Consider the following 25589-nt stretch of genomic DNA (forward strand, 5'->3'; position numbering starts at 1 on the left):
TCTCCCTGATCGCTTGAACATTGCACGAAAATGGAGAGATCACAGATGATACTATCTAACCCCATTGATCAGCATGGATTACAGTCCTTGTTTGAGGACTTACTCAAAGACACTGATATTGAAATCAATGGTTCTCGTCCTTGGGACGTCAAAGTCTTAGATAACGCTTTTTACAGCCGAGTATTTAGGCAAGGTTCACTAGGATTAGGCGAAAGTTACATGGACGGCATGTGGGAATGCGAGCAGATTGATGAATTAATCAATCGCGTATTACGTCACGATTTAGAGGCTCATCTTGATAACAAAGCCAAATTTAAAATAGGCCTCAATGTTGCAGGTGCCAAACTTAGAGATTTTGTTAATCCCCAGAGCATCAACCGCGCCAAAGAAGATGTATCATCTCACTACGATTTAGGGAACGACCTGTTTCAAAAAATGCTTGATAAACGCATGACTTATACCTGTGGCTACTGGCACCATGTTGAAACCCTTGACGAAGCTCAAGAAGCAAAACTAGACCTTATCTGCCGCAAAGCCGGTTTAAAACCGGGGATGCGTGTACTGGATATCGGCTGTGGCTGGGGTAGTTTCATGAACTACGCCGCTGAAAAATATGGCGTGATTTGTGATGGTATTACCCTATCTCATGAGCAAGCTGCGTTAGGTCAGCAAATTGCCGATGACAAACGTCTACCCGTGTCCTTTGTTTTGCAGGACTATCGCGAATATCAACCTAAAGAGAAATACGACCGTATCATCTCCGTCGGTATGATTGAGCATGTTGGCCCAAGTAATTACGACGAATATTTTCGCTGTGCCAAACGCATGTTGAAAGATGATGGCCTGTTTGTGTTACACACTATTGGCGGAAAAGAATCTGCAGATAAAACAGATCCTTGGATTGATAAATACATCTTCCCTAACGGTGTGTGTCCTTCATTTGTTCAATTAGCCCAAGCGGTAGAAAACAAATTCGTGATTGAAGATGTGCACAATATCGGTGAAAGCTACGATAAAACCTTGGTAGCGTGGTGTGAAAACTTTGATAAGGCATGGCCAGAGTTAGCTGAAAAATACGGTGAACGTTTTAGAAGAATGTGGCGTTACTACCTATTGAGCTGTGCCGGTGCGTTTCGCGCTCGTAACATCAATGTGTGGCAGTTTGTTCTCAGTCACGAAAACCTCAGCCAGCCGACTTACGTTCGCCAAATCTAGTTCAGATAATCGCGTTCGTATAATAAAGAAACGATAAGGCCCTGTGAAGTGAGCCTTATCGTTATCAAGCCATTGAAAAACTCTGAACTCTTCAATATGTTAAGCTGACGCAGGGTTATCACGCACCATTGAATCCGGTTGGTGCTCGGCAAGCCAATACAACCCCATCATGACCATGCTCATAATAAAACACAAACCAAATAGAACCACCGAACCGCCCCAAGCAATCAACACACCACCGACCACAGGCGCTACAGCAAAGCCTAATGAATAGAGTGCTGCGGCACCAAAATAGCTACCACGTAAGTGAGGCGGAGCTAAGCGGTCAATCTGCACCCCAAGAGTTGGAAAAGTAATCACTTCCCCCAAAGCCAAAATAAACGCAGCGAGATACCAACCTTCAGGCCACTCAGGAGAGGCAAACAAAAACACGATTTGTGAGAGTGCCACCAAACTCATTCCAACTCGAGTCCGCATAAACAAAGACGTTCGCTCCATGAGCTTTAGCATGGGAAATTGAAAAATAATCACAGTGACAGTGTTAACCAACACCAAACCAGATACCCAAGTCGCAGCCTCATCAAACCCAGAGCGCACAATGATTTGCGGTAATGAACTTTCGATCTGACCATAGATAAACATCAGTAAGAAGTTCGCCACCAGCATTTTTATAAACAAATTGTCTTTTGAGATAACTCGTAACGTCTGAGCAAAGTTGGGAAGCTCGGAGTCACTTGTTTGAGAAACACGCCCAGAAGGTAAAAACACCGTCAGTACAACACAGTAAATCAAGTAGCTTGCCCCAGTGGCCAAAAACAGCACCTGTGGATGAGCTAACGCTAACCCGATTCCCATCAAAGGTCCAATCGCCCCACCAAAGTTGATCAAGAAATAGCGTAAGTTCAGCGCTAATTCGCGATCCTTTTTATTTTCTAAACTGTCGCCGATAACCGACTTGGCTGGCGCTTCAATCATCGGGCGCATTAAACCCGTACCAATCACGAGCAAGGTGAATTGCCACAGCTGATTGGCCAAACCGATACCACCAAAGGAGAAAATGGCAATCAATGCACCTACCACCATCACGACCTTGCGACCGAAACGATCGGAAAGATACCCCGCATAGAGACCGGTAAATGATCCAACGGTGGCAGAAAGCGCTAACGTCGCCCCGATAAATACCGCCCCAGCTTGATAGTCTTGATACAAAAACACAATTAAAAATGGCCACGCCATAAAATAGGTGGTTCTAACTAACAAAGTGCCAAGCAACACCGTCCAAACAGGACTGGTAAAACGCCGCACGCGATCCCAGCGAAATAGGGATTCGTCATGTTCCATCACAACTCCGAGAAAACCATTACGGTAACAAAATGAAAAAGAAAGAGGACAGTCACTATATCGTAATGCCCTAGGCAAAGATAGGCAGACTTCTGGCCCTAATTTGGCCTTTTTTGGCCGAAAAAAAACCTGAGTAGCGTTACTACTCAGGTTTTTCATTGGGTTGATATCGTTACTTACGTAATGCGTTCAATTTAGCCTGAGCCAAACCAAAAATGGTGTCGACAGGATAGCTACCATCTTGAGTCGCCACTCCCGCCTGCTTGCCAGTGAAAATTTCAATCGCCTCAGTAACATGGTCGATTGCCCAGATGTGGAACTCGCCTTTCTCAACGGCTTTGACAATATCAGAACGCAACATCAAGTTATGCACGTTCGAACGAGGAATGATCACCCCTTGTTTATCGTGTCGACCTTTGATCTGGCAGACATTGAAGAAACCTTCAATCTTCTCGTTTAAGCCACCAATCGGCTGTGACTCGCCAAATTGGTTCATGGAACCGGTAATCGCAATATCTTGGCGGTTCGGGTGTTTGGAGAACGCAGAAACGATGGCACAAAATTCCGCCATACTCGCACTGTCGCCATCCACACCACCATAATTTTGTTCAAACGTAATAGTGGTAGTGAGCGGCACGCGCGCGGTGCGGCCAAAGACAGAGTTCAAATAAGCTGAAAGAATCATCACCCCTTTCGAGTGAATACTACCGCCCAAATCCACACTGCGCTCGATATCAATGATATCCCCATCACCGTAAGAGGTGGTCGCGGTGATGCGGTTAGGCGCACCAAACGAATAGTCGTTAGTCGCCAAAACCGATAAAGCGTTGACCTGTCCCACCGCTTCGCCTTCAGTACGTATTAATGTGGTTCCATTTGAAAAGGTTTCCATTACGCTTTCTTGCAAACGGTTCACTCGTAGCTCTTGGTTGTGTAATGCTTCATCGACATGGCTTTGACGAATCATATTGGAGTTAGCTTGCTTAGCCACATAATTTGCTTCTCGAAGCAAATTAGCGATGTGCGCGGCATGCAGCGACAGCTTCATTTGGCTACCGGTAATGCGCGAGCTGTGCTCTATAATACGCGCAATCGCCTTACGGTCGCAGTGCAACAAACCGTTGTCGTGCACCATACTTGAAATCAAGCGAGCATAGTGCAGCTCAGAATCTGGCGTCCGCTTCATTTCATCTTCAAAATCCGCCGTAACTCGGAATAGCTCGCCAAATTCAGGGTCGTAATGGGTCAACAGCTCGTAAGTGCGGTAATCACCAAACAGGATGATTTTGACATCGAGTGGTATCGGTTCGGGATCCAGCGACACAGTTCCTGTTAACGTCACCTCTTTTTCTAAGGACGTAAAACTCAGTTGGCGTGAGCGCAGTGCTCGTTTCAAACCGTCCCACACATAAGGCTGCTCTAATACTTTTACCGCATCCATCAACAGCACGCCGCCATTGGCTTTGTGCAAGCTACCTGCACGAATCAACGAGAAGTCGGTAAATACCGTACCTTTATAGGTAGCTGTTTCAATATAACCAAATAAAGAGTGATAGTTCGGGTTTTCTTCCACCACGATAGGCAGATCATCCGAAGGACGACTCACCAACACATTCACTTTATAACGGCGGGGTAAGCGCTTATCTAATGCGGCGGTCGACACTTCGGCCTGCTCACCATCTTCTTCCAAGAAGATATCCACGTTTTCGACAATATCTTTCTGTAAGTCAGTAAGATACGTTTTTATCTCAGGGTATTTACTGTAGTTCTTTTTCAATTGTTTAATAAAATGACCAATGACTCCCATGGTCACTTCATCATTCAGTTTTTTGATCTTCTCGCTATACCCCTCTTCCCATTCGGTCAGTTGGCGCACCATATTTCGCAGGGCAACTTCGAGTTCATCAATCGTATCGCTAAAGTACTCTTGATCCTTTTTACTCAGCGCATTAAACGTTTCTTCGGTGTGCATCTCCTCGCCATTCATCGCGACAAATTGATAATCACCTTGTGAAGTGATGGTGAGGTTCACCCCTTTTTCTTTGGCCGTTTGTGTGATGCTCTCCAATTCAACTTCTTGCTTTTGTGCTAACTGATTTTTGAGTTTTTCCGCACGGCTATAATAAATTTCGTTATCAAAGGCTAATGGAATCCCTTTGACTAAACGCGCCATCAACTTTTCAATATCTTGGCGTAGCTTAACACCAATACCATTGGGCAACTTGAGCACTTTAGGCGTACGAATATCTTCAAAGTTTGCCACATAACACCAATCAAACAGCGCTTCGCTGCTATGTTGATGACGGTTTAAATAACGGAGAATCATGGTTCGTTTGCCCAATCCGTTTCGGCCAATGGCATACATGTTGTAGCCTTTTTCCCGAATGGACATGGCAAATTCGACCGCTTTTTGTGCACGCTCTTGACCGACGATTTCATCGATAGGCGGCAATTCCTTTGTTGACTTACATGGCAACACATCAAGGTCTGCAACCCTGTACAGCTCCTGTGCGGTTAGAGTCTTAATCGCCATCACTCCCCCTCCATTCATTGGTATGAATATTGTTTTAGCCTAAGTCTAGAATGAAATCATCGAATATTTAGTGACTTACCCCTTACCCCAGTTTAAGTGAACAAAAATCAACCAACTTGCCACTTATAACAATAACTATCATTTGCAATTGATAACCAATTGCATTTAAATATCAGTTCATCTGAATCCTTGGAGAACCGAAGATGGATTTACAACAGTGCTGGTCATGTTTCCTTAAAGCAGAAGAATTGCTCAAACAAGGCCACTGGCCGCAAGCTCATTATTTGCTTGAGGATGTATTACACGACTTGCCCGGACATATTCATCAAGCAGCCAGTCATCAAGACACTAAGCCGTGTCAGTTTGCCTGCCTGATTGCAGGCCTAAGAGATACCGCCGTTTATCAATCGGAAATTCTTAACAACATGGGACAACAGAGTCGCGCTTTTGAGGTTCTGAATCAGTCTTATGGGCTATTGCAGTTTCTCGCTATCGAGTCTTCAGATCTTATTGGCAGTGTTTCGCTTGTGCTGGAAAAACACAGTGAAGACCTGCTTAAGCACATGGGTGCGTTCTGCCACGCCCAGCGCAATGCGCAGTGGCAATTAGAATATGAACAAGTCGAACGCGCACACCATCATTTTTCTCAACTTAAACGTTTTAATGAATTGCAGCCGAGTTCGGTCGTAATAAATTAATTAGGAAGTATGCATGTCACAGACACCACTTTTACAGGTACGTAACTTGTCGGTCAGCTTTACCACCAACGATGGCATTGTCGACGCCGTACGTAACGTCAATTTTGACTTAAACATCGGTGAAACCTTAGCCATTGTAGGCGAGTCCGGCAGTGGTAAATCAGTCTCTACCAATGCGGTAATGCAGTTACTGCCAAAGAATGCGATATTGCACGAAGGTGCTAGCATTCTATTTGAAGGCGAAGAACTACTTAATCGAAGTGAAGCCGAAATGCGCAAGGTGCGCGGCAATCGCATGGGCATGATCTTCCAAGAACCGATGACCTCTCTAAACCCTTATATGCGAGTTGGGGGACAAGTTTCCGAAGCGGTAATGTGCCATCAAAACGTCACTCGTTCTCAAGCCAAACAGAAGGTTCTTGAGCTATTTGAATTGGTAAAACTACCAAATCCTGAAGGCGCCTACACTAAATTCCCTCATGAATTCTCAGGTGGTCAGCTACAACGCATCATGATTGCGATGGCTCTGATTAATGAACCCGATATTCTGATTGCCGACGAACCTACCACCGCTTTGGATGTGACGGTTCAAGCCGAAGTTCTGAACCTAATTAAAGAAATTCAAGCCAAGATGGGCATGGCAATTCTGTTCATCACTCATGATTTAGGCGTGGTTAAGCATGTAGCCGACCGAGTATTAGTCATGTGCACCGGGGATGTGATTGAAGAAGGACAAACCGAACAGCTGTTTCGTGACCCTCAAAAAGACTACACTCGTATGCTGATTAACTCTATCCCGCGCGGACAAAAGACGCCGGTAGAAGCATCGGCACCACTGCTATTAAAAGCTGATGACATTCGCGTCAAATTCCTTGTTAAGCCGCATTTCCTTGAAAGCCGCAACGAATATTTCGAAGCGGTAAAAGGCATTTCTCTTGAGCTCAAACAAGGAGAAACGTTAGGGATTGTAGGTGAATCTGGTAGTGGCAAATCGACACTTGGTCGTGCTTTGATTGGCCTATTACCTTCCACTGGCAATATTGAGTTTAAAGGGCAAGATTATCGCGCGCTGTCTAACAAACAGAAACTGAGCCTCAAAAAAGACATTCAAATGGTCTTCCAAGACCCATACGGTTCATTATCTCCTCGTATGACCGTTGGCGATATTATCACTGAAGGCTTGACGGTCCATCGCCCTGAAATGGGCAAACATGAACGTATGTTAAAAGCTAAACAGGCTTTGGAAGAGGTTCGTCTTGATGCTAGTGCAATTAACCGCTATCCCCACGAGTTTTCAGGTGGTCAGCGTCAACGTATCGCGATTGCGCGCGCTTTGATTCTTGAGCCGTCATTTATCTTACTTGATGAACCGACGTCAGCATTAGACCGCTCCGTGCAGTTAACCGTTATTGACTTACTGAAAGACATTCAGCAGCGTCGTAATATCGGATTTTTATTTATCAGTCACGATTTGAGCGTGGTTAAAGCCCTATCGGATCGCGTACTCGTGATGCAAAAAGGGGAAGTGATGGAAGAAGGCACAGCAAGTGACATTTTCTATCGCCCGCAGCATGATTACACGAAAAAGCTGATCGCTGCATCATTTGATGTGGAAGACGACGAAGTCGCCGCTTAATCCCCCCTAATGATCATCAGTTAGCAATCCAAATGCGCTGATGGTCATTTGTACTGACACGGCGACTAAATTTGCTCCGTCGCCGTGCTCTTGGCTGGAGCACGTTTTAACATTAGCAGTACGCCTGCAAATACAATCAATACCCCACCTAATAAGCTCTCATGTGTCGGTACTTCATCAAACCACCAATAACCCAGTAAACAAGCAAACACAATTTGGAAATAGAAGAATGGAGCCAAATACCTCTTCTCTATGCCAAATTATTTGGTAAAAGAAACCGCAAATTTTATTTACGCTTAACACTTTCTATTTTGTTTAAAGGCTCACATAGTGAGCCAGAATCTGCATGGTAAAGTCTTATACACTGAGCCAGCATCTTGAGGTGACTCGGGTATATTTAAAATAACAATGCAGTCTCTGCACTAGGAAGTCATATGTCCGCAAATGTTGTTTCATCTCAATCACAAACCAACCGTTATCCACTCTTGCTCGAGCGCTTGAAAAGTCAGCTTGAACCTGAGCAAATCATTACCGACTCAACCCGCCGCCTTGCTTATGGGACCGATGCCAGCTTTTATCGCCTCATTCCTGAGTTAATTTTACGTTTAGATACGCTAGAGCAAGTCATTTTTACCATCAAGCAATGTCGTGAATTGGTTATTCCTTATACCTTTCGCGCAGCAGGGACCAGTTTGTCGGGGCAAGCAATCTCCGATTCCGTCTTGATTACGCTTAGTGATAAATGGCGTTCACACCAGATACTCGATCAAGGTGAGCGCATCCGTCTGCAGCCAGGAGTCATCGGCAGTGATGCCAACCAATACCTAGCCCCTTTTCAACGTAAAATTGGGCCAGATCCTGCGTCGATTAATGCCTGTAAAATCGGCGGCATTGCGGCAAACAACGCCAGTGGTATGTGTTGTGGTACTGCGCAAAACTCTTATCAAACCATCGATAACATGAAAATCGTGTTTTACGATGGAACACTGCTCGACACAGCCTCTTCAGACAGCATTGAGCAGTTCTACCAAAGCCATCCAGCGTTGATTGCTCAGCTCTCCACGTTAGTAAACCAAACCCAAGCCAATAGCGAACTGTCGCAACTCATCAAACACAAATACCGCTTAAAAAACACCACAGGCTACGCGTTAAATGCCTTAGTGGATTATCACGATCCCATCGATGTGATTAAACATTTGATGATCGGCTCTGAAGGTACATTAGGCTTTATCGCTGAAGTGACCTATCGCACTGTGATAGAACACAGCCACAAAGCCTCCTGTTTAATTGTGTTCGCCAATATCGAGCAAGCGAGCCAAGCCGTTACAGCGCTCGCCAAAACAGAGATTGCAGCGATAGAGATGATGGATGGACGCGCAATGCGTTCGGTTGCCGATAAAGCGGGAATGCCTGATTTTATCGCCGAGCTGGATTTGGAAGCCGCCGCTCTCCTGATGGAATGTCGTGCCACCGAGCATGAGGCACTCGTGACACAGTGCGAACACGTTATGGCACTGCTCAATCAAGACCAAATGCTGCATTCAATCCCTTTTACTTCCGATGCCAAGACCGTCGAAACGCTATGGGGGATTCGTAAAGGCATGTTTCCAGCTGTGGGCGCCGTACGAGAAGTGGGTACTACCGTCATTATTGAGGATGTCTCATTTCCTATCGAACAACTTGCCCAAGGCGTTCGCGATTTACAAACTTTGTTTGACAAATACCACTACAGTGAAGCGATCATTTTTGGCCATGCTTTGGCGGGTAACCTGCATTTTGTGTTTACCCAAGCCTTTGATGACGAAAAAGAGATCACCCGCTATGGGGCATTTATGCAAGATGTGGCAGAGTTGGTTGCGGTCAAATATCAAGGTTCACTTAAAGCAGAACATGGTACAGGCCGTAATATGGCGCCTTTTATCGAATTAGAATGGGGAGAGGAAGGCTATCGTTTGATGCAAGCCATAAAAGCCCTGTTTGACCCAGAGAGATTGCTCAATCCGGGCGTTATCATCAACGATGATCAAAGCGCCCATCTGAAAAATCTTAAACCGATGCCAGCGGCCGATCCTTTGGTTAACCGCTGTATCGAATGTGGTTTTTGCGAAGCAGTCTGCCCCTCTCGCGGGTTAACCCTAACGCCAAGACAACGTATTGTGCTCTATCGTGAACTGCAAAAACGCCGCCGCGATAACGACATCGAAGGCGCGAAAAGTTTAGAAAAAGAGTTTGATTATCTTGGCATTGAAACCTGTGCTGCCACCGGATTATGTGCCCAGCGGTGCCCTGTTGAAATCAATACTGGCGCCTTAATCAAACAACTGCGTACCGCCAAATATCGCCGTTATACTTCCATTGCACGCTGGACATCAGAACACTTCTCAACCACCACGAAACTGGTTAACGCTAGCCTCAAAGCCAACCAAATCACTACATCGCTTATCGGCACCAAAGCCGTTGGTGCGATTACCTCCAGCATGCGAAGAGTCTCTCTCGATACGATTCCCAAATGGATTCCAGAACTGCCAACGGCAAACCGTTTTCCACTGAAACAAGAAGTTCAAGCGATGCATCAAGAGGGCAAAAAACGCGTGGTCTACATGCCTTCGTGTGCCAGTCGCAACATGGGACAACAACAAGACAATCCCGACCAACGTCCTATCACCCAAGTAGTGCTCTCAGTATTAAATAAGGCGGGTTACGATGTTATCTTGCCAGCCGCACTCAATGACACCTGTTGCGGTATGCCATATGACAGTAAAGGGATGACCGAAATAGCCACGCAAAAAGCCCAGCAGCTAGAAGCCATCTTATGGCAAGCCTCCGAACAAGGCCGCTACCCTGTCTTGATGGACATGAGTCCGTGTGCCAAACGCAGTATTGAACTCTTTCATATGCCACTTGAGATCTATGAACAGGTTGGTTTTATTACCCGTTATTTATTGCCTTATCTTACTATCGAGCAAAAAGAGGAAACCATCATGTTGCATATTACCTGCAGCACGCAACATCTGGGCTTGGCCAAAGAGATGCGGCAGATTGCCGAGCAGTGTGTGAGCCATGTGGTGATCCCTGAACACATCACTTGTTGTGCTTGGGCGGGAGATAAAGGATTTGTGACACCAGAGCTTAATGCTGCGGCGGTAGCCACATTAAGAGAGCAGGTGCCCGCAGATTGTCATCGCGGTTTTAGTAACAGCCGTACCTGTGAAATTGGGCTTTCTCATCACAGTGGCATTCCCTATCAGTCACTTTTTTATCTGCTTGACGAAGTTGCCAAACCTCGCTTTTAAACGTCATGACAACCTTAACTCCTTCTCTTAGGTTCGCGATTTAACCTAAGAGAAGTTGGTAATAAAAGGTCTTTGAAAAATGAACCGAATATGAATACCACTGACAGCTTTCTGACACTACGCTAACAGTGTTGAAAAACCCCTTACTAAACCGTGAAATCGCAAAAATCCCAAATGTTTTCTATCCAACAACTGACATTGCCTGACAGACTCCTAACTTAAGCATTGATAGGATGAATTCGTGTTCAAAAGAAACATCACGAAAACAATACATGAAGGAGATTTCGCATGAAGAAGACGATTTTTATCCTAGCCGCAATGACAGTTAGCGCAGGGGCTTTCGCAGCTCAAACTCATCTTAACGTCGGTGAAACGACCATCGATTCAGGTGTCTACAGCACTAAACAAGAAGCTTATGATGCTGGTTTACAGAAAATTCATGACCTACAACAGTTGCCAGGCACCAAGCTGAAAAACAAACTCGTAATCTACAACCCAGATATGGTTTACGGCAGCACTCGACTACGCGATATGGAAGTAAAAGTAGAACCATTTATGGAAGAAAGTGGTAAAACACAATACCGTTCAACAGTGGATGTCAACTACCACTATAAAGTGCATGAAAGTAAAAACAGCTAATGCTGGCGTTTTACCTAAATCATGATAACACCTGTAGCAAGAAGGCAAAGGAATGCCTGTTACAGCACTCCCTTACTCATATTCATCCAATCAGGCTTTAAATTGCTGAATAAGACGCGAAAGATCTTCTAAGTTATCAACCAAATCACGCGTGCGATCAACCGATTCACCTGAAGAAGCAGACGTTTTTTCGGTGAGCAGTTTGATATTCATCGTATTAGCAGCGATCTCTTTGGTTACAGTGGCTTGTTGCTCCACAGCTGCCGCCGTCTGCTGACTTTTGTCGGTAATCAGACCCAATTTATCAGAAATACTGCGGATAACTTGCCCTGTTTCATCAGCGCGCTGTTTACAGCGTTCAGATAACTCTGAACCTTGATTCATGCTGGCGACCACTTGATCGGTCAATTGTTGGAGCTCACCGATCATCGCTTGAATTTCATGAGTAGAATGACCCGTTTTAGCCGCTAACTGGCGCACTTCATCAGCAACAACTGCAAATCCACGGCCAGACTCGCCTGCGCGGGCCGCTTCAATTGCAGCATTTAACGCCAGCAAGTTAGTCTGCTCTGCAATGGTATTAATCACATCCAAAATCATGTCCACTTTCTGCGTATGCTCTGACAAACTCGTCAAAATAGCACGGCTATTGGCCAGCTCAGCATCCAGTACCCGAATTTGCTCAATTGTATTATCAATTTTTTGCAATCCAACCTGCGAAACTGACTGAGCATCTTCGGTAAAGTTGGAGCTTTCTGCCGCATTATTGGCAATATCATTGATCGCATAATTCAACTCTTCCACTGCCGTGGCCACTTGATCGGTTTCGTGCTGCTGAGATGTTAAGCGTTGCTCTACCTCTCTCATGTTTTCAAGCTCTTCATTGGCGTCCGAGAGAATACGTTCGGATGTATCAGCACAACGAGCCACGACAGCTCTAAGTTCGGCTTTGCGCATCATTAATGACAACTCAATCGCTGAAAAGTCATCAAAATGCCCAGTGTAAACCGTCTCCATAAGTGGGTTATCGTAAGCTTCACACGCCAATTTATTCACTTGATTCATACGCATTTTGCAATAAAAACTCGTGAGTAGAGCTCCAAGACCCAGTATTGTGCTGGCGGCAGTTAACCACCAAGGACTAGACATGAAGCTCCCTACCAAAGAAACAAGCAATGATGTGACAAGTAAACCTTGAGTCAGAGATAAAGAAGAAAAACGCCAAGATGATACCTTTTGGTTGTTATTCATTTTGGCATAGAGTGCTTCAGCACGCGCAACTTGTTCTGCGGTCGGTTTAGAGCGAATCGACTGATACTCCACCACTTTACCATCTGCATTTTTGATTGGCGTAACAAAAGCAGAAACCCAGTAGTGACGAGGCCCTTTACAACGGTTTTTGACTAATCCCATCCAACTATCACCACGCTTCACATAACTCCATAATTGAGCAAATGCGGCTTTTGGCATATCTGGGTGGCGAACAATATTGTGGGGATTTCCTCGCAACTCATCAGCTGAATACTCGGCAATGTCGCAAAAATCTTTATTCGCATAGGTAATATAGCTTGAACAATCGGTAGTAGAGATAAAGCTAATACTCTCTGAATACGATTTATTGCTCGTCGTCTTTGTCATGTTTTGAAGCTCAGTTGCGGCCTAGATTATTCATGGAATTTGTCAAATATTATCATGGGATAGATGTCACATAGTTGACAAGAATCAAGCACATTGGTTACTTTAACATTAATCTCAAAAAAGAGATTGAAGGTCAAATAGTTACAGATTGTTGTGATTATTATTCCTAGTCCTGTTTCTAGGTGAATGAATTTTATTCAAGAATATTTTGAAGTGAAACTTAGATAGGTAGTATGCAGCCTTTCTTTTTATACTGCCTAAGCGCAATCATGTTTGATATCAACTCCCATCGAGTCGATTGAATACGTAGCTAGAGGAATGAAAAGAAACCGATGGTCTATGAAAATCACTATCAAAATAAAAAATAATTTAAATTATGTGCTCCCTATTTAAAGGACGTCATTAATACGTGCTCAAAATAGGTAAAGCACTTATTGTCGCTAGGTATAATGTGTCGTACTGACGGGTTACACTGTCAGATCCGAAAGGATGAACACTTTTAGTATTTGCTCATCAGTTCAGCACGGATGCATTAGGCTTTATAAAAACAACGCTGTTTACTAAACAGCGTATGGGATGGATAGAAGAACTCAATGAATAATGCTGAACTTACCCGCTCTATTCCCAACGATCAGGCGCAGTTAATTGCGCAAATTGTTAACCAGTGCCCTTCAAGTATCGCTGTGGCACATACAGATGGATCGCTCATTTACTGTAACCACACTTTCTCCCACACCTTTGGCAATCAGCAAGGCGAATCCATCCTCAACATTTTTCCTCATACTTTTGCACACTATTCGCTAAGCCATGTCGTTGAACGATTACGAGCCAATAGTGAGCCGATTCATGTTATCGAAAGTCAATCAGATAATGAATGTCTACATGATGGAGAACGACACGATTGGTGCGTCATCAAAATCAGTTTGTTACAGATTCAAGATCGCACCTTGCTGCTGTTTTTTATTGAAGAACTGACTTCCACTGTCGTGAATAATCTTCGGGTTAATATCAAACTAGAAAGTATCGTCGATCACCTTCCTGTCTTGATTGGTCATGTGGATCACCAAGATCGCTATATTTTTGCTAATCGGACTTATGAAAAATTTTTCGACTGTTCACTTAATGACGTCATTGGCAAAAAAGTAGAAGATTTAATTGGCAAAGACGCCTACTTGGAGAGGAAACCTTATCTAAACCGAGTTAAGCAAGGGGAAAGCGTGGTGTTTGATAACGCCTTCTTTATGGGGGATGACATTCGCCTCTTGCAACTCAAACTAGTGCCTGGAGATAGTGAGCTCAAAGATTATTACATCTTTGCCCAAGACGTTACTGAGCTGCGTTCATTCCAGAAAAAACTTGAATACAGAGCCTATCATGACTCCTTGACCGGATTAACCAATCGAACCTACTTCGTGCGTTCACTACGACAAGCTATCGAACGTAAACAAACCGACATTGGACTGCTGTTTATTGATGTCGATGGTTTGAAAAACGCTAACGACCGATTCGGTCACGATGTAGGAGATGAGCTTCTCAAACGGTTTGCTGAATTACTTAAAAACACCCTTCGTCCCAACGATGTTGTCTCTAGATTGGCGGGAGATGAATTTACGGTATTACTGGCCAATTTGGATCGCCCCGAAACCAACTTAACTGACATTTGCGAACGAATTCAAGCCTCACTCCCTTCTGCCATGGTCATCGACAACAACATCGTTCCATGCAGTTGCAGCATCGGCGCAACCTACATCAATACCGAACTGGAATTCGATGAAGAAAAGTGGTTATCCATCGCGGATACTGCCATGTACCGAGTCAAAAAACAGGGCAAAGGTGGGTTTAATATTCACCTAGAGCTTTAGCACATTCACCTAAGCTTTAGGGTAACTGGCTTCACCTAGCTCTTTTTACAGTAGAGATAGAGGACCCGTAGGTCCTCTATTTAGTCGCAAGAACAATTAGGCGACGTTGAAGTGATGGCGCATAAAAGCATTGATCAGCGCGATGAAATCTTTTTCCGCCAACTTAGCGCATTTCAGCGTTTGCTCGTGCGATAGAACAACATCACTCAAACCTTCCGCCATATTAGTAATCGCACACACGGCCAGCACAGGCAGACCACAGTGCGCTGCTGAAATCACTTCAGGAACCACTGACATACCAACCACATCACCACCAATGATTTGCATCATGCGAATCTCAGCAGCGGTTTCAAAGTTAGGGCCAGTGTAGGAAACAAACACACCTTGATTAAGATGAATATTCTGTTGTTGAGCAACATCTAATACTTCGGCACGCAAATCTTTGTCATATGCGTTCGCAACACTAAAGAAACGTGGACCGTATTCATCATCGTTTGGACCCGTCATTGGTGATTCTGGCATGGTATTAATGTGATCGTTAAATACCACTAATGACCCCACATCGATGCGATCCGGACGTAACGACCCCGCGGCATTGGTCACCAACATGAATTCACATCCCAACCGTTTAAAAGTACGTACCGGGTTGGTCATCACTTTCATAGTTTGGTGCTCATAATAGTGACCACGACCTTTCATGCAGGCAACTTCAATACCAAACAGTTTACCTAGCACCAACTCACCAGAGTGCCCTTCCACTGTGCTTACCGGGAAACCCGCTAACTCCTCGTAAGGGATGACCACTTTTTCTTCTAAAGCATCGGCAATCACACCAAGGCCCGAGCCTAAGATAAAGCCCGCTTTGGGCGCAAAGCCGGGTTTACGAGCATAAATGGTTTCAAGAGCTTGATTCACTGGATCTGCAGACATGTTTTTTCCTTCGCTGTAACCGTTTTTTTCACTTTACCCTAATAATCATGCTGACAAAATCTCAAAATTCGGCACAATTATCCTGATTACCAACACAATAGAAAACGTTTGCTATGGATTTTGCCACTCAACGGGTCACGTTAAAAATGTTGCGTTACTTTTATCAAGTCGCGCACACCGAAAATTTCAGCTTAGCGGCACAGCAGCTTAACATCACCAAGTCGCCACTCAGTGCCCAAATTCGCGAATTAGAGCAATTAATGGAAGTCGAATTGTTTCTGCGTGATACGCGTAACGTGCAACTGACACCAGCAGGCAAGCAATTACAAAAAGAGTGTCGTTTGATTTTTGATGTGCTCGATACCTCCATTAGCCGAGTTAAACAGCGCTATCGGGTCGATCACCAAACAATCAATATCGGCTTGATGAGTTCAATTTTCTGGGCAGGTTTTGGCGACGCACTTTACCAACTCCAACAGCGTTATCCTGCGACCAAATACAATCTGATTGAGATGTCACCAGAGAAACAGAAACTGGCACTAGAACAAGGGCGTATTGATATTGGTTTGGTGCGGTATGCCGATACGGTCAATGTTGCACCACTCACGATGACCTCACTTTATCGCGAGAAAATGATGGTCGCCCTACCAGAACATCACCCTTTGGCTAACCATAAATTGCTCAGTCTAAACCATCTTAGTGAGCAAGAGTTTGTTATGCTCAGTCGCGAAAATTCATCGTCCACAGATTGGATTATTCAACGCTGTCAGCAAAGCGGCTTTCACCCTAACATCGTGCAGCAAGTGGTGGAACCTAATACGCTATTGGCGGTGATTTCCACCCGAGGCATTTTGTCGATTGTGCCGGAAAGTTACGCAAGTCTTGCTTGGCCACATGTCCGTTTTATCCCACTGCGCGAGATGATTGCCGCGGATATCTGTGCGCTCACCGTACAAGACACCCCTTTATTAAGACCAACTCTAAACGAGCTTAAGCAAGCATTACAGTAACAAAACCATGGTGTTCATTCACTTTAGGGGACGTAAGAGCTAGGAAAGGAAATGACAAACTATGAGGTAACTCGCTGAAATCAAAAAGCCTTGCTTCTAAAATCACCAGCTCTTTGAACAATGAGCATCTTAAATGAAACAGGTAAATCAACTCAATTTTCTGGTAACAGGAGCGACCTCTGGCATTGGCAAACTGCTGACTCAACAGTTAATCAACATGGGAGCAAATGTAGCATTTTGCGGTCGCTCTCCGGCAAAAATGGATGACCTGTTACAGCAAATAGGCGCGACTGGTAACACTCTTTATCACGATAGTTTTGATGCCACTGATTTTGCTCATGTAAAACAGTTTGTCGCTAACGCCCATGCTGCTTTAGGGGGTATCGATGTACTGGTTAACTGCGCTGGTGCTAACACCGCTCGCAGCACCGTGGCTGATTTAGCCATTACTGACTTACAAAATCTCATCACCTTAAATACCGTATCCCCATTTGTCTTTATGCAAGAAGTATACAATTTAGCCATGAAGCCCCGCGAGCAAGGCACCATCATCAACGTTCTTTCAACCGTGTGCCAATTTGCCAATGAAAATATCGGTGCTTACACAGCCGCCAAATCAGGGTTTGATGCGCTCACTCAAGTCTTTCGCAAAGAAGTACGACCAATGGGCGTTAAAGTGTGTGCTCTCTATCCCGGCGGCGTTGATACGCCATTTCGTAGCGCTGAACGCCCTGAGTATCTCGATGCACAAAGTGTCTGCGATGCGATTCTCTTTATGGCCACCCAAGAAGGCGTAGCCACCGTGGACGAATTAACCATTCGCCCACTGGTAGAAAGAAACTTCCGCTAAACGCTACGAGGACACTCGAAATCGCTACGAGGACACTCACCCAAAATTGCCGCCGCAAACGCTACAAGGACACTCACCCAAAATTGCCGCTGCTACAAAATCGCAAACGCTACGAGGACACTCACCCTAAAATGAGTCCTCCTTAAAAAATCGCTACGAGGACACTCACCTTAAAATGAGTCCTCCTCAAATGGATCTGGCACTGCTTATTGCAGTGCCTAAACTCAGAAGATAAAACGAGAACGCAAAGCCAATTTAAGAAAACAACACTTACATCACGTTGAATTTATGCCATTTTTCTAAGTACTGGTTATTGCTTAAATGAAACAACGGGCTTATTAAGCGTCACCAGATAGATACCACTGCATACCAAGATTAAGGCGATGATGTTTTTTGCTTCCAATATTGCTTCACCCAAAAAAAGTGATGACAAACTGCTACCAAATACTGGCACTAAAAAATTGAAGATAGTCACTTTACTTACTGAATTATACTTCAGCAATACACTCCAGAGAGCGAATGCAGCGGAAGACAATCCAGCCAAATAGATCAATAAAACGGTACTCGCAAGGTCGAATTCTCCCGAGTGTCCACCCAATATTAAACCGATTAGCAATAGCGCTAACCCACCAATCGCGAGTTGCCATGCTGTCATAACCATTGCATCAATCCCCTGAGAAATTTTCTTTCCGTAAATTGATGCAGCCGCAAGGATAAAAGCGGCGAAAACGACTGAACCTTCTCCTAGTAAACTAAAATCAAAATTGAGGAGTGATTTGTTGAAGTTTACAATGAAGACACCTAGGAAGCCGATAATGACACCTATTGTTCTTCTATGCGTTAATCGGTCATTCTGATAGATAAAATGCGCCAATAGCACACTGAAAAAAGTGCCTGTCGAGTTCATGATGGACGCTTTTACCCCCGTTGCAAAAGCAACACCAATATAAAAGAAAATGTACTGCAAACTGGTTTGGGTTAGACCTAACACTAAGATTTGCCGCATTTTTTGACGAGTTAATGAGCGAAATCGTTTCCTAAATAGAACGCATAGGATGATAAGAAATAGACCTGCAAGTAAAAAACGCTGCCCCGCAAATACCATCTGAGAAGCAACATCATGTGCTTCAATATTTAATAGTACATAGCCTGTTTTAATCGCTGGATAAGCACTTCCCCACAACAGAGTGCAAAGTGTCGCAAGACAAAAAACGATAATTGGCCGCGAAAAAAAATGTGTTGGTTCAGCAGGCATAAAATGAGATACCTATAAGTAAAAACGTAGTAGTGACAATACCTCAATAATGCCAATTGATCAGTGCATGCTTCAGTAAAATAAGCAAAAAACAATAAAGATGAAGTGGAAAAAGAAAGAGGACACTCACCCTTATTCAATTCACATGTAGCTTGAAAACACGCAAAACATCACCAGTGGTTCTTTGAAACGCCTCGAATAATCACTGCTTCACTCTTACGTTTACTTCAGTAAATCGTCACGCTAAAGCTTTCTATTTCTCGGAACAGTAATTTATGACTACCGCTCGCTCACAGCTAATTTGCCCCGACATCACGCCGTATTATCACTGCGTATCTCGCTGTGTTCGTCGTTCGTATTTGTGTGGTATTGATAGTCTTACCGGAAAATCTTATGAGCATCGCCGAGATTGGATTGAGCAGCGCATTCTTAGCCTTGCCAATGTTTATCTGATTCAAATATGCTCTTATGCAGTAATGAGCAATCATTACCATTTGGTCGTTCGTATTGATAAAAAAAGTGCTTTAGCTCTATCTGATTTAGAGGTGGTTGAACGCTGGCATGCTGAGCACCAACTGCCACCGATTATCCACCGTTGGTTAGCAGGAGAGATTCAATCGGACACAGAAAAAGAAGTGTGTAATCGATTTATTAGCGAGTGGCGAGAACGACTTTATTCCCTTAGCTGGTTTATGCGTGAGCTTAATTACGGCATTGCCGTTCAAGCCAACAAAGAAGACCAATGCACAGGTCGTTTTTGGGAAGGGAGATTCAAATCACAAGCGCTGCTTGATGAAAAAGCCTTGCTGGCAGCCATGGCGTATGTCGATTTAAACCCAATTCGAGCCAAGATGGCTGACACACCCGAGCAATCTGACTTTACCTCAATTAAAGCGAGACTAACGAGTTTAGAGAAAGGAAAAACCACCACACCATCGCTCGCCAATTTTATGGGCTACGAGCATCAAGATAAAACGCAAGGGGTCCCCTTTAGACTCAGCGACTACCTTGAGCTAGTAGATTGGCTTGGCCGACAAATAAGGCCAGACAAATCCGGTTATATCAATGATTCACAACCAAATATACTCGCAAGACTCACGCTGACCCAATCGGACTGTTTAACACTTTGTACCGAGCTAGAGAAAAAGCCAATAGTTTGGATTGGTTCTACTCCGCGTTTGCATCAAGTAAAAACCGCATTGAATAAGAAACGGATGGTCGCACTGCATATCGCCTAATTTATGAGCCAGCTTGCATAACTAAAGCCCTCCGCTACCCGCAACACTCTCGAAAATAGATAGCCCAATTATTCAAATTCAATTAGTTGATCACACTATCTAAATTAACCGCTACAGAATCAGAACAAACCATTATCGAGAACTGCTTTGCCATCATGGTTCGAAGGTGTGGTTCGAAGGTGTGTGTCCTCATAAAACTGCTCATAAAACTGATGGTGTGTGTCCTTTTAAAAAATGCTTTTTAAAAAATTGGTTGGGAATTTGTAGTATTTTCAGTAGGATGAATCTTATTATCTAGAGAAGGAGTCTCTCTATGTTTGTGGTTTCTTTGACCTACACCAATGGTATTGAGCAGGTTAACCAACATCTTGAAGAGCATCGTCGCTATCTTGACGAGCACTATGCCAAAGGTCATTTTATTGCATCGGGACGTAAAGAGCCGCGTACCGGCGGGGTGATATTAGCACATGGAATGACGCGCGCAGAGTTAGAAGAGATGATTACGTTTGATCCTTTCTATCGTAACCAAGCGGCAAGCTATCAAATCACCGAATTTGTGCCAAGCAAAACCAGCGAACAGCTAAACTTTTTACAAGAAGCATAAACCCGCATTACAGAAGAAAAGAGAGCCTCTTTCGCAGCTCTCTTTCTGACTAAACCCTTCAGGCCTAAAATTATTTTGCTTTACGCGCGGCAGCAACAAGACCATCTAACCACTCTTGGTGACCATTGATCATTGGATTTGGCTTAGTGTTTGCTAACTCTTTAGCTGGATTACCTTTTTGCGATTCCTGAGTCAGAATACGTACGCGATTTTCCGACAAATCTTCAATCAACCATGCGTGGTGCACATCGAGACGTGTTTCACCTTCACCAGCCCAACCGTGCCAAGCAAGACGTGCTGGTTGACCGGCAACAGGAGCTACGCACTCAACACATTGAGATTCAACAGGAAAACCGAAGGTTTCAAAGTAAAAACGTACGCCATCGGTTAGTTCAGGCCCTTGGTCATCATAGAAACGGGGATTGGCTGAGTTAGCGTAGTAAGTTGGCCATTGTGCTGGGGTATTTAATAGTGGCCAAATCTCTTTTGCAGACAAACCAACCACAATCACTTCATTAGAACAAAAGTTGTCAGTGAACCCTGGTACAAAACCTTCAGGCCAAATAATATCGCTCATGATCATTTCCTCTCGTAACACTAGATTAAACGGATTATTTCGTTGAGGTCGATATCATCTAAGATTTGCCGGGTTCACTCCAATCACATTAAACGATACCTAATATAACGAATCTTTAGATCAGAGACGTTCTAGGTAGCAAGGTACGCTTGTGTTTAAACAGCGGTATCGCTGCCCAAAAATCGTCGTGACTATTTTATGGCAGCCACATATTTGCCGCAGGTATGTCCTAAGCGAATCTCAGTAAGCGCATCGGGTATGTCAGCCAACTCGATCACGGTAAGTTTAGGGGCTTGAATTTTTTGCTGTTCCATCAACAAATTCATCGTCATTCCCGCATTAACAATTGAACGGAAACCACGGTCACCGTAGACATGCCCTGAGCCTAAACTCAGTTGATGAAGCGTCAGACCACGTTCAAATGCTCGTTCATGTTGAGCAGAGTCGATGGTATTGACCAACTCCACTAACTGCCCATCAAAGCCCAAACTTGCTGAAAGCACTCTTTGCCCCTTTTGACCAAAGCAATCCAGAGCGCAATCAACACCATCCAACCCCACCACCATTGCCAGTTTCTCAAGCAGCTTTTCATCGCGATAATCGAAGCAGTGAGTCGCCCCCAGCGATCGCACATAGTCAAAGTTTCGCTCAGAACAAATGGCTATCACTTGCGGTACGTTGAAGTAACGACAAAGCTGAACAGCGTAACTCCCCACCCCGCCACTCGCACCGTAAATCGCGACACTCTGTTTATGACTCGCCATATGCAGTTTATCGTTAATGGCTCGATAAGCCGTCCACCCCGCACAAGGTGAAGCTGCAGCTTCGCAGGCATTCACCTCAGGGTGCGGCGTGAGTGTACGTGAATCTTGTACTGCCAGCTGAGCAAATCCACCTTGGCGACGGCGCATGTTGCCATGATAAAGGACGCGATCCCCTAGCTGCCATTGGTGAACCTCTTTACCTTTAGCAATAATGGTTCCCGATACATCCAAACCACCCACAAACTCACGAGCCCCGTCAGACACTATTCCAAACCAGTAATTGACTTTGGCATCGACTGGGTTAAGACCAACCGCATCGACTTCAATCAATACATCGTAAGGCGATTCAAGCTGCGGTGTCGCCATATCACAGGCGCAAAAAATATCATTATCTGGTTGATAAATAATGGCTTTCATAGACAAGTCTCGATTTAGTTGTAAGCGCCGCTAGAGTAAGTTAATTCATAACTGTGGCTGTAGATTTCTAGGATATTGCCAAATGGGTCTTCCATATAAATCATGCGGTAAGGTTTCTCACCCGGGTAGTAAAAACGTGGTGCTTGCATGCGTTTCTTACCGCCAGCTGCAACGATTTTTTCTGCTAACTCTTCTACATTCGGATCTTGCACACAGAAGTGGAACACACCGGTACGCCAGTATTCGAAGTTGTTTTCTGGATTTTGTGCATTTTCAAATTGGAAGATTTCCACACCAATGCGATCACCGGTAGAAAGGTGAGCAATACGAAAACTCCCCCAGCCCTGACCAAAAACATCAGTACACATTTCACCAATCGGGCTTTCATCTTCAACGATGGTAGTTGGCTCCATAATGAGATACCAACCGAGCACTTCGGTATAAAACTTAACGGCCTTATCTAGATCGGGAACAGAAAGTCCGATATGAGAAAAGGTTCTTGGGTATTGCGTTGGGTTAGACATCAAAGATCTCCTCACTGCTTTTTCTTGGTGTTATTGACCATGGTGTTTCTGATCATGACGTCATTCTACGAACCCATTTTTCAAATAAAAAATTATTAATTTTTCTATTTTTAATAATTATACATTATGAATAAATTCCTCAATAATGCTTAGATAGAGCGAATTAAGCTATCACTCAAACACTTAACAACTCACCAATGTGAATCGATGTCGTAGTTTGACGAATGTGCAATCGCTGCTTAATGTAAATAACACCGAGGGGGTGTATCTAACGAAGATAGCCCTGATTTAACTCGATATGACGGACGAAGGAGCCAGTTAGAAGGTGAACAACGACATACGCAATTTAGATCTGAATTTATTAAAAGCGTTCGATGCCTTGATGGATGAAGGAACCGTCACCCATGCTGCGCAACGTCTCTCGCTAACTCAGCCAGCGGTTAGCGCGATGTTGACCCGCCTACGCGACTATTTTAATGATCCTCTTTTTGTACGTGCTCAACGTGGCATGATCCCGACCGAACGTGCACTAGCGCTTGCTCCCCCGATCAAACAAGTCCTGACCGACATCAACCTGCTTTTACAACCCGTCCATTTTGACCCTCTCACCGCAGACATGACGTACACCATCGCGGCGACCGACTATGCATTAAAAGCGGTGATCGTACCTTTGATGTCCGAGTTAAAGAAACAAGCTCCAGGGATTCGCGTCGCCGTGATTGCGATTAATCCCGAAACCATGGTGAAACAGATGGAGCAAGGGGATGTCGATTTGGCCTTAATGACCCCAGAAACTACGCCAGTCGATCTGCATAGTCGCTCTTTGTATCAAGAACGCTATGTGTGCATGATGCGCGCCGAACATCCAGCAGCGCAAACAGGACAAATCACGCTAGAACAATTTTGTGCCCTTGAACATATCTTGGTCTCCAACCATGGGGGCTTTTGGGGGCCAACTGACGATGCACTAGAAGAAATTGGAGTGAAACGTCGCATCGGGCTGTCCGTGAATAGCTTTTTGGTACTGCCAGAGATTCTGCGGATCACCGACATGATAGCCGTGGTGCCACGCCGACTGGCTTGTCGCCATGATCACGTGGTGATCATGGACACTCCATTGGAAGTTCAAGGGTTTACCAAGAGCATGGCTTGGCATGAGCGTTCACATCGCAATCCCGCCCATCAATGGATTCGCGCACTCTGTTTGGAAGCGAGCCAAATTCATCATCTCTGATATAAATTTTATTTATTTGGCAAATAAACAGATCGCCATTTTCCTTCCAATCTCATCGCACTAGCATGGTTCTGTTATACCCGTTCAGTTAACCGTTCGGGTATTTCCTCAATCTGTCATTTACCAGAGGAACCTAATATGACCGTGCTTTTTGATGATTATGTTTTAAGCGGAAAACCACTCAAAAATAGAGCGGTTGTCGCGCCGATGACCCGTGCTCGTGCGCCTGGTAATGTGCCAAATGAGGCCACTGTGCGTTACTACGCTCAGCGTACCGATGCCGGACTGATTGTGACGGAAGGAACGCCAATTAGTCAGCAAGGCTCTGGCTTTGTCGATTGTCCGGGGATCTGGAATCAGCCGCAGATAGAAGCTTGGCGCAAAGTGACGCAGCAGGTTCACGACTTAGGCAGTGTTATTTTTACGCAGATTTGGCATGTGGGTCGAATCAGTCATGTGTCGCTGCAACCCAATGGTCAAGCGCCGGTGAGTTCAACGGCAACACAAGCCATTCATAGTAAAGCGTTTGGGTATGATAAGCAGGGACAACCCGGTTTTGTTACCGCCAGTAAACCACATCAACTCACTACCGAAGAAGTGCAAGCCATCGTGAATGAATTTGCTCAAGCCGCCGAGAACGCCATGGCAGCCGGTTTTGATGGCGTAGAAATTCACGGCGCGAATGGCTACTTAGTCGAACAATTTATCAATGGTGCTGTCAACGATCGCCAAGACCAATACGGTAGCGAAAGCATCGACAATCGCGTGCGTTTTGCGTTGGAAGTGGTTGATGCCTGCATCGCTCGTATCGGTGCAGACAAAGTTGGTATTCGTCTTTCTCCTTTTGGACGCCTGCATGAATTAGGTGATTTTCCACAAGAAGCCGAAACCTTCCTTCACCTTGCCGCTGAATTAGATAAACGCCAGATAGCTTATGTCCACATCATGGACCAAGCCAGTCGCGGCGCACCAGCCATGCCCGAGGGATTTTTAGCGCGTTTTCGTCGCGCCTTCACAGGCCCTTTAATTCTCGCTGGCGGGCTTGATTTAGCCAAAGCCAACCAGCTTCTGGACTCTGGTGTGATTGACTTAGCGGCCTTTGGTGCAAGCTACATTGCCAATCCCGATTTGGTGGAGCGTTATCGTCATGGTTGGCCGATTGCTATCCCTAATCAAGACCTCTATTACGGTGGTGATGAACACGGTTATACCGACTACCCCACCTACAGCGGCCCCCAAAGCTAAGCCTATTGTTTACGAGCCACACCGGTTGTGGCTCGTTTTTAAACAGTTGCAAAATTCATTTTATTTTTTACATAACAGCCTGATTT

21 protein-coding genes are annotated in these 25589 nt (G+C 44.8%); 12 read left to right on the forward strand and 9 right to left on the reverse strand.

Annotated features, from left to right (window positions below; translation table 11 throughout):
• The first annotated feature begins 45 nt into the window (after positions 1–45).
• A complete protein-coding gene (gene cfa / locus JCM16456_RS22475) occupies positions 46–1215 on the forward strand; it encodes a cyclopropane fatty acyl phospholipid synthase (RefSeq protein WP_068718684.1) in 1170 nt (389 codons plus the stop codon).
• A 99-nt stretch (positions 1216–1314) separates the two neighbouring features.
• Here cfa and JCM16456_RS22480 read toward each other — a convergent pair whose 3' ends face one another.
• Both JCM16456_RS22480 and JCM16456_RS22485 read right to left on the reverse strand, forming a co-directional pair.
• Positions 1315–2556, reverse strand: coding sequence for an MDR family MFS transporter (locus JCM16456_RS22480; RefSeq protein WP_068718685.1), 1242 nt, complete (start codon positions 2554–2556; stop codon positions 1315–1317).
• Positions 2557–2728: 172 nt separating this feature from the next.
• On the reverse strand, positions 2729–5089 hold the full coding sequence (locus JCM16456_RS22485; RefSeq protein WP_068718687.1) for a Lon protease family protein: 2361 nt from the start codon (positions 5087–5089) through the stop codon (positions 2729–2731).
• Positions 5090–5292: 203 nt separating this feature from the next.
• On the opposite strand from JCM16456_RS22485, the gene JCM16456_RS22490 reads away from it, so the two are divergent.
• Both JCM16456_RS22490 and JCM16456_RS22495 read left to right on the forward strand, forming a co-directional pair.
• Positions 5293–5787 carry a hypothetical protein gene (locus JCM16456_RS22490; RefSeq protein ID WP_068718689.1) on the forward strand — a complete coding sequence of 165 codons (495 nt, stop codon included), beginning with the start codon at positions 5293–5295 and terminating at the stop codon, positions 5785–5787.
• Between the two features lie 13 nt (positions 5788–5800).
• Complete coding sequence (locus JCM16456_RS22495; protein WP_068718691.1) at positions 5801–7423, forward strand: ABC transporter ATP-binding protein; 1623 nt, start codon at positions 5801–5803, stop codon at positions 7421–7423.
• 65 nt (positions 7424–7488) lie between these two features.
• Here the strand turns inward: JCM16456_RS22495 and JCM16456_RS23975 are convergent, their stop codons facing one another.
• Complete coding sequence (locus tag JCM16456_RS23975; RefSeq protein WP_156430631.1) at positions 7489–7662, reverse strand: hypothetical protein; 174 nt, start codon at positions 7660–7662, stop codon at positions 7489–7491.
• Between the two features lie 195 nt (positions 7663–7857).
• Here JCM16456_RS23975 and JCM16456_RS22500 point away from each other — a divergent pair, with 195 nt between their 5' ends.
• Both JCM16456_RS22500 and JCM16456_RS22505 read left to right on the forward strand, forming a co-directional pair.
• Complete coding sequence (locus tag JCM16456_RS22500) at positions 7858–10716, forward strand: FAD-binding and (Fe-S)-binding domain-containing protein (RefSeq protein ID WP_068718693.1); 2859 nt, start codon at positions 7858–7860, stop codon at positions 10714–10716.
• Between the two features lie 288 nt (positions 10717–11004).
• Complete coding sequence (locus JCM16456_RS22505; protein ID WP_068718695.1) at positions 11005–11355, forward strand: DUF3316 domain-containing protein; 351 nt, start codon at positions 11005–11007, stop codon at positions 11353–11355.
• A 90-nt stretch (positions 11356–11445) separates the two neighbouring features.
• On the opposite strand, the gene JCM16456_RS22510 is transcribed toward JCM16456_RS22505, so the two are convergent.
• Complete coding sequence (locus JCM16456_RS22510) at positions 11446–12993, reverse strand: methyl-accepting chemotaxis protein (RefSeq protein ID WP_068718698.1); 1548 nt, start codon at positions 12991–12993, stop codon at positions 11446–11448.
• Positions 12994–13586: 593 nt separating this feature from the next.
• Between JCM16456_RS22510 and JCM16456_RS22515 the strand changes: the two genes are divergently transcribed.
• Positions 13587–14855: a diguanylate cyclase domain-containing protein gene (locus JCM16456_RS22515; protein WP_068718700.1), complete on the forward strand. Its 1269-nt coding sequence runs from the start codon at positions 13587–13589 to the stop codon at positions 14853–14855.
• A 96-nt stretch (positions 14856–14951) separates the two neighbouring features.
• Here the strand turns inward: JCM16456_RS22515 and xapA are convergent, their stop codons facing one another.
• Entirely contained in the window at positions 14952–15785 is an 834-nt protein-coding gene (xapA, locus tag JCM16456_RS22520) for a xanthosine phosphorylase (protein WP_068718702.1), read from the reverse strand.
• A gap of 113 nt (positions 15786–15898) precedes the next feature.
• Between xapA and JCM16456_RS22525 the strand changes: the two genes are divergently transcribed.
• Both JCM16456_RS22525 and JCM16456_RS22530 read left to right on the forward strand, forming a co-directional pair.
• On the forward strand, positions 15899–16795 hold the full coding sequence (locus JCM16456_RS22525) for a LysR family transcriptional regulator (protein WP_068718704.1): 897 nt from the start codon (positions 15899–15901) through the stop codon (positions 16793–16795).
• A gap of 133 nt (positions 16796–16928) precedes the next feature.
• On the forward strand, positions 16929–17645 hold the full coding sequence (locus tag JCM16456_RS22530; protein ID WP_068718706.1) for an SDR family oxidoreductase: 717 nt from the start codon (positions 16929–16931) through the stop codon (positions 17643–17645).
• A gap of 310 nt (positions 17646–17955) precedes the next feature.
• Here the strand turns inward: JCM16456_RS22530 and JCM16456_RS22535 are convergent, their stop codons facing one another.
• Positions 17956–18900 carry a DMT family transporter gene (locus JCM16456_RS22535; protein WP_068718708.1) on the reverse strand — a complete coding sequence of 315 codons (945 nt, stop codon included), beginning with the start codon at positions 18898–18900 and terminating at the stop codon, positions 17956–17958.
• A gap of 275 nt (positions 18901–19175) precedes the next feature.
• Between JCM16456_RS22535 and JCM16456_RS22540 the strand changes: the two genes are divergently transcribed.
• Together JCM16456_RS22540 and JCM16456_RS22545 are read left to right on the forward strand one after the other, a co-directional pair.
• Entirely contained in the window at positions 19176–20138 is a 963-nt protein-coding gene (locus JCM16456_RS22540) for a transposase (RefSeq protein ID WP_068718710.1), read from the forward strand.
• A gap of 313 nt (positions 20139–20451) precedes the next feature.
• Positions 20452–20742 carry a YciI family protein gene (locus JCM16456_RS22545; RefSeq protein ID WP_068718712.1) on the forward strand — a complete coding sequence of 97 codons (291 nt, stop codon included), beginning with the start codon at positions 20452–20454 and terminating at the stop codon, positions 20740–20742.
• 70 nt (positions 20743–20812) lie between these two features.
• Here JCM16456_RS22545 and JCM16456_RS22550 read toward each other — a convergent pair whose 3' ends face one another.
• The 3 genes from JCM16456_RS22550 to JCM16456_RS22560 all read right to left on the reverse strand — a co-directional run bounded on the left by JCM16456_RS22550 (position 20813) and on the right by JCM16456_RS22560 (position 23024).
• Positions 20813–21319, reverse strand: coding sequence for an SRPBCC family protein (locus JCM16456_RS22550; RefSeq protein ID WP_068718713.1), 507 nt, complete (start codon positions 21317–21319; stop codon positions 20813–20815).
• Positions 21320–21510: 191 nt separating this feature from the next.
• The gene (locus tag JCM16456_RS22555; RefSeq protein WP_068718715.1) at positions 21511–22500 is read right to left on the reverse strand and encodes a zinc-binding dehydrogenase; all 990 of its coding nucleotides are present in this window, start codon (positions 22498–22500) and stop codon (positions 21511–21513) included.
• A 14-nt stretch (positions 22501–22514) separates the two neighbouring features.
• A complete protein-coding gene (locus JCM16456_RS22560) occupies positions 22515–23024 on the reverse strand; it encodes a lactoylglutathione lyase family protein (RefSeq protein WP_068718717.1) in 510 nt (169 codons plus the stop codon).
• A 325-nt stretch (positions 23025–23349) separates the two neighbouring features.
• Here JCM16456_RS22560 and JCM16456_RS22565 point away from each other — a divergent pair, with 325 nt between their 5' ends.
• Positions 23350–24258 (forward strand): LysR family transcriptional regulator, encoded by a 909-nt coding sequence (locus JCM16456_RS22565; RefSeq protein ID WP_068718719.1) that lies wholly within the window; start codon positions 23350–23352, stop codon positions 24256–24258.
• Between the two features lie 138 nt (positions 24259–24396).
• Complete coding sequence (locus JCM16456_RS22570) at positions 24397–25503, forward strand: alkene reductase (protein ID WP_068718721.1); 1107 nt, start codon at positions 24397–24399, stop codon at positions 25501–25503.
• Positions 25504–25589 lie beyond the last annotated feature (86 nt).

Origin of the sequence: Vibrio tritonius (assembly GCF_001547935.1) — a bacterium.
GTDB lineage: Bacteria > Pseudomonadota > Gammaproteobacteria > Enterobacterales > Vibrionaceae > Vibrio > Vibrio tritonius.

Coding starts and splice junctions, on each gene's coding strand:
- JCM16456_RS22515 (WP_068718700.1), top strand. CDS start 13,587: ATGAATAATGCTGAACTTACCCGCTCTATTCCCAACGATCAGGCGCAG.
- JCM16456_RS22560 (WP_068718717.1), bottom strand. CDS start 23,024: ATGTCTAACCCAACGCAATACCCAAGAACCTTTTCTCATATCGGACTT.
- JCM16456_RS22540 (WP_068718710.1), top strand. CDS start 19,176: ATGACTACCGCTCGCTCACAGCTAATTTGCCCCGACATCACGCCGTAT.
- JCM16456_RS22555 (WP_068718715.1), bottom strand. CDS start 22,500: ATGAAAGCCATTATTTATCAACCAGATAATGATATTTTTTGCGCCTGT.
- JCM16456_RS22530 (WP_068718706.1), top strand. CDS start 16,929: ATGAAACAGGTAAATCAACTCAATTTTCTGGTAACAGGAGCGACCTCT.
- JCM16456_RS22485 (WP_068718687.1), bottom strand. CDS start 5,089: ATGGCGATTAAGACTCTAACCGCACAGGAGCTGTACAGGGTTGCAGAC.
- JCM16456_RS22490 (WP_068718689.1), top strand. CDS start 5,293: ATGGATTTACAACAGTGCTGGTCATGTTTCCTTAAAGCAGAAGAATTG.
- JCM16456_RS22535 (WP_068718708.1), bottom strand. CDS start 18,900: ATGCCTGCTGAACCAACACATTTTTTTTCGCGGCCAATTATCGTTTTT.
- cfa (WP_068718684.1), top strand. CDS start 46: ATGATACTATCTAACCCCATTGATCAGCATGGATTACAGTCCTTGTTT.
- JCM16456_RS22550 (WP_068718713.1), bottom strand. CDS start 21,319: ATGAGCGATATTATTTGGCCTGAAGGTTTTGTACCAGGGTTCACTGAC.
- JCM16456_RS22525 (WP_068718704.1), top strand. CDS start 15,899: ATGGATTTTGCCACTCAACGGGTCACGTTAAAAATGTTGCGTTACTTT.
- JCM16456_RS22545 (WP_068718712.1), top strand. CDS start 20,452: ATGTTTGTGGTTTCTTTGACCTACACCAATGGTATTGAGCAGGTTAAC.
- JCM16456_RS22505 (WP_068718695.1), top strand. CDS start 11,005: ATGAAGAAGACGATTTTTATCCTAGCCGCAATGACAGTTAGCGCAGGG.
- JCM16456_RS22570 (WP_068718721.1), top strand. CDS start 24,397: ATGACCGTGCTTTTTGATGATTATGTTTTAAGCGGAAAACCACTCAAA.
- JCM16456_RS22510 (WP_068718698.1), bottom strand. CDS start 12,993: ATGACAAAGACGACGAGCAATAAATCGTATTCAGAGAGTATTAGCTTT.
- JCM16456_RS22480 (WP_068718685.1), bottom strand. CDS start 2,556: ATGGAACATGACGAATCCCTATTTCGCTGGGATCGCGTGCGGCGTTTT.
- JCM16456_RS22500 (WP_068718693.1), top strand. CDS start 7,858: ATGTCCGCAAATGTTGTTTCATCTCAATCACAAACCAACCGTTATCCA.
- JCM16456_RS22495 (WP_068718691.1), top strand. CDS start 5,801: ATGTCACAGACACCACTTTTACAGGTACGTAACTTGTCGGTCAGCTTT.
- xapA (WP_068718702.1), bottom strand. CDS start 15,785: ATGTCTGCAGATCCAGTGAATCAAGCTCTTGAAACCATTTATGCTCGT.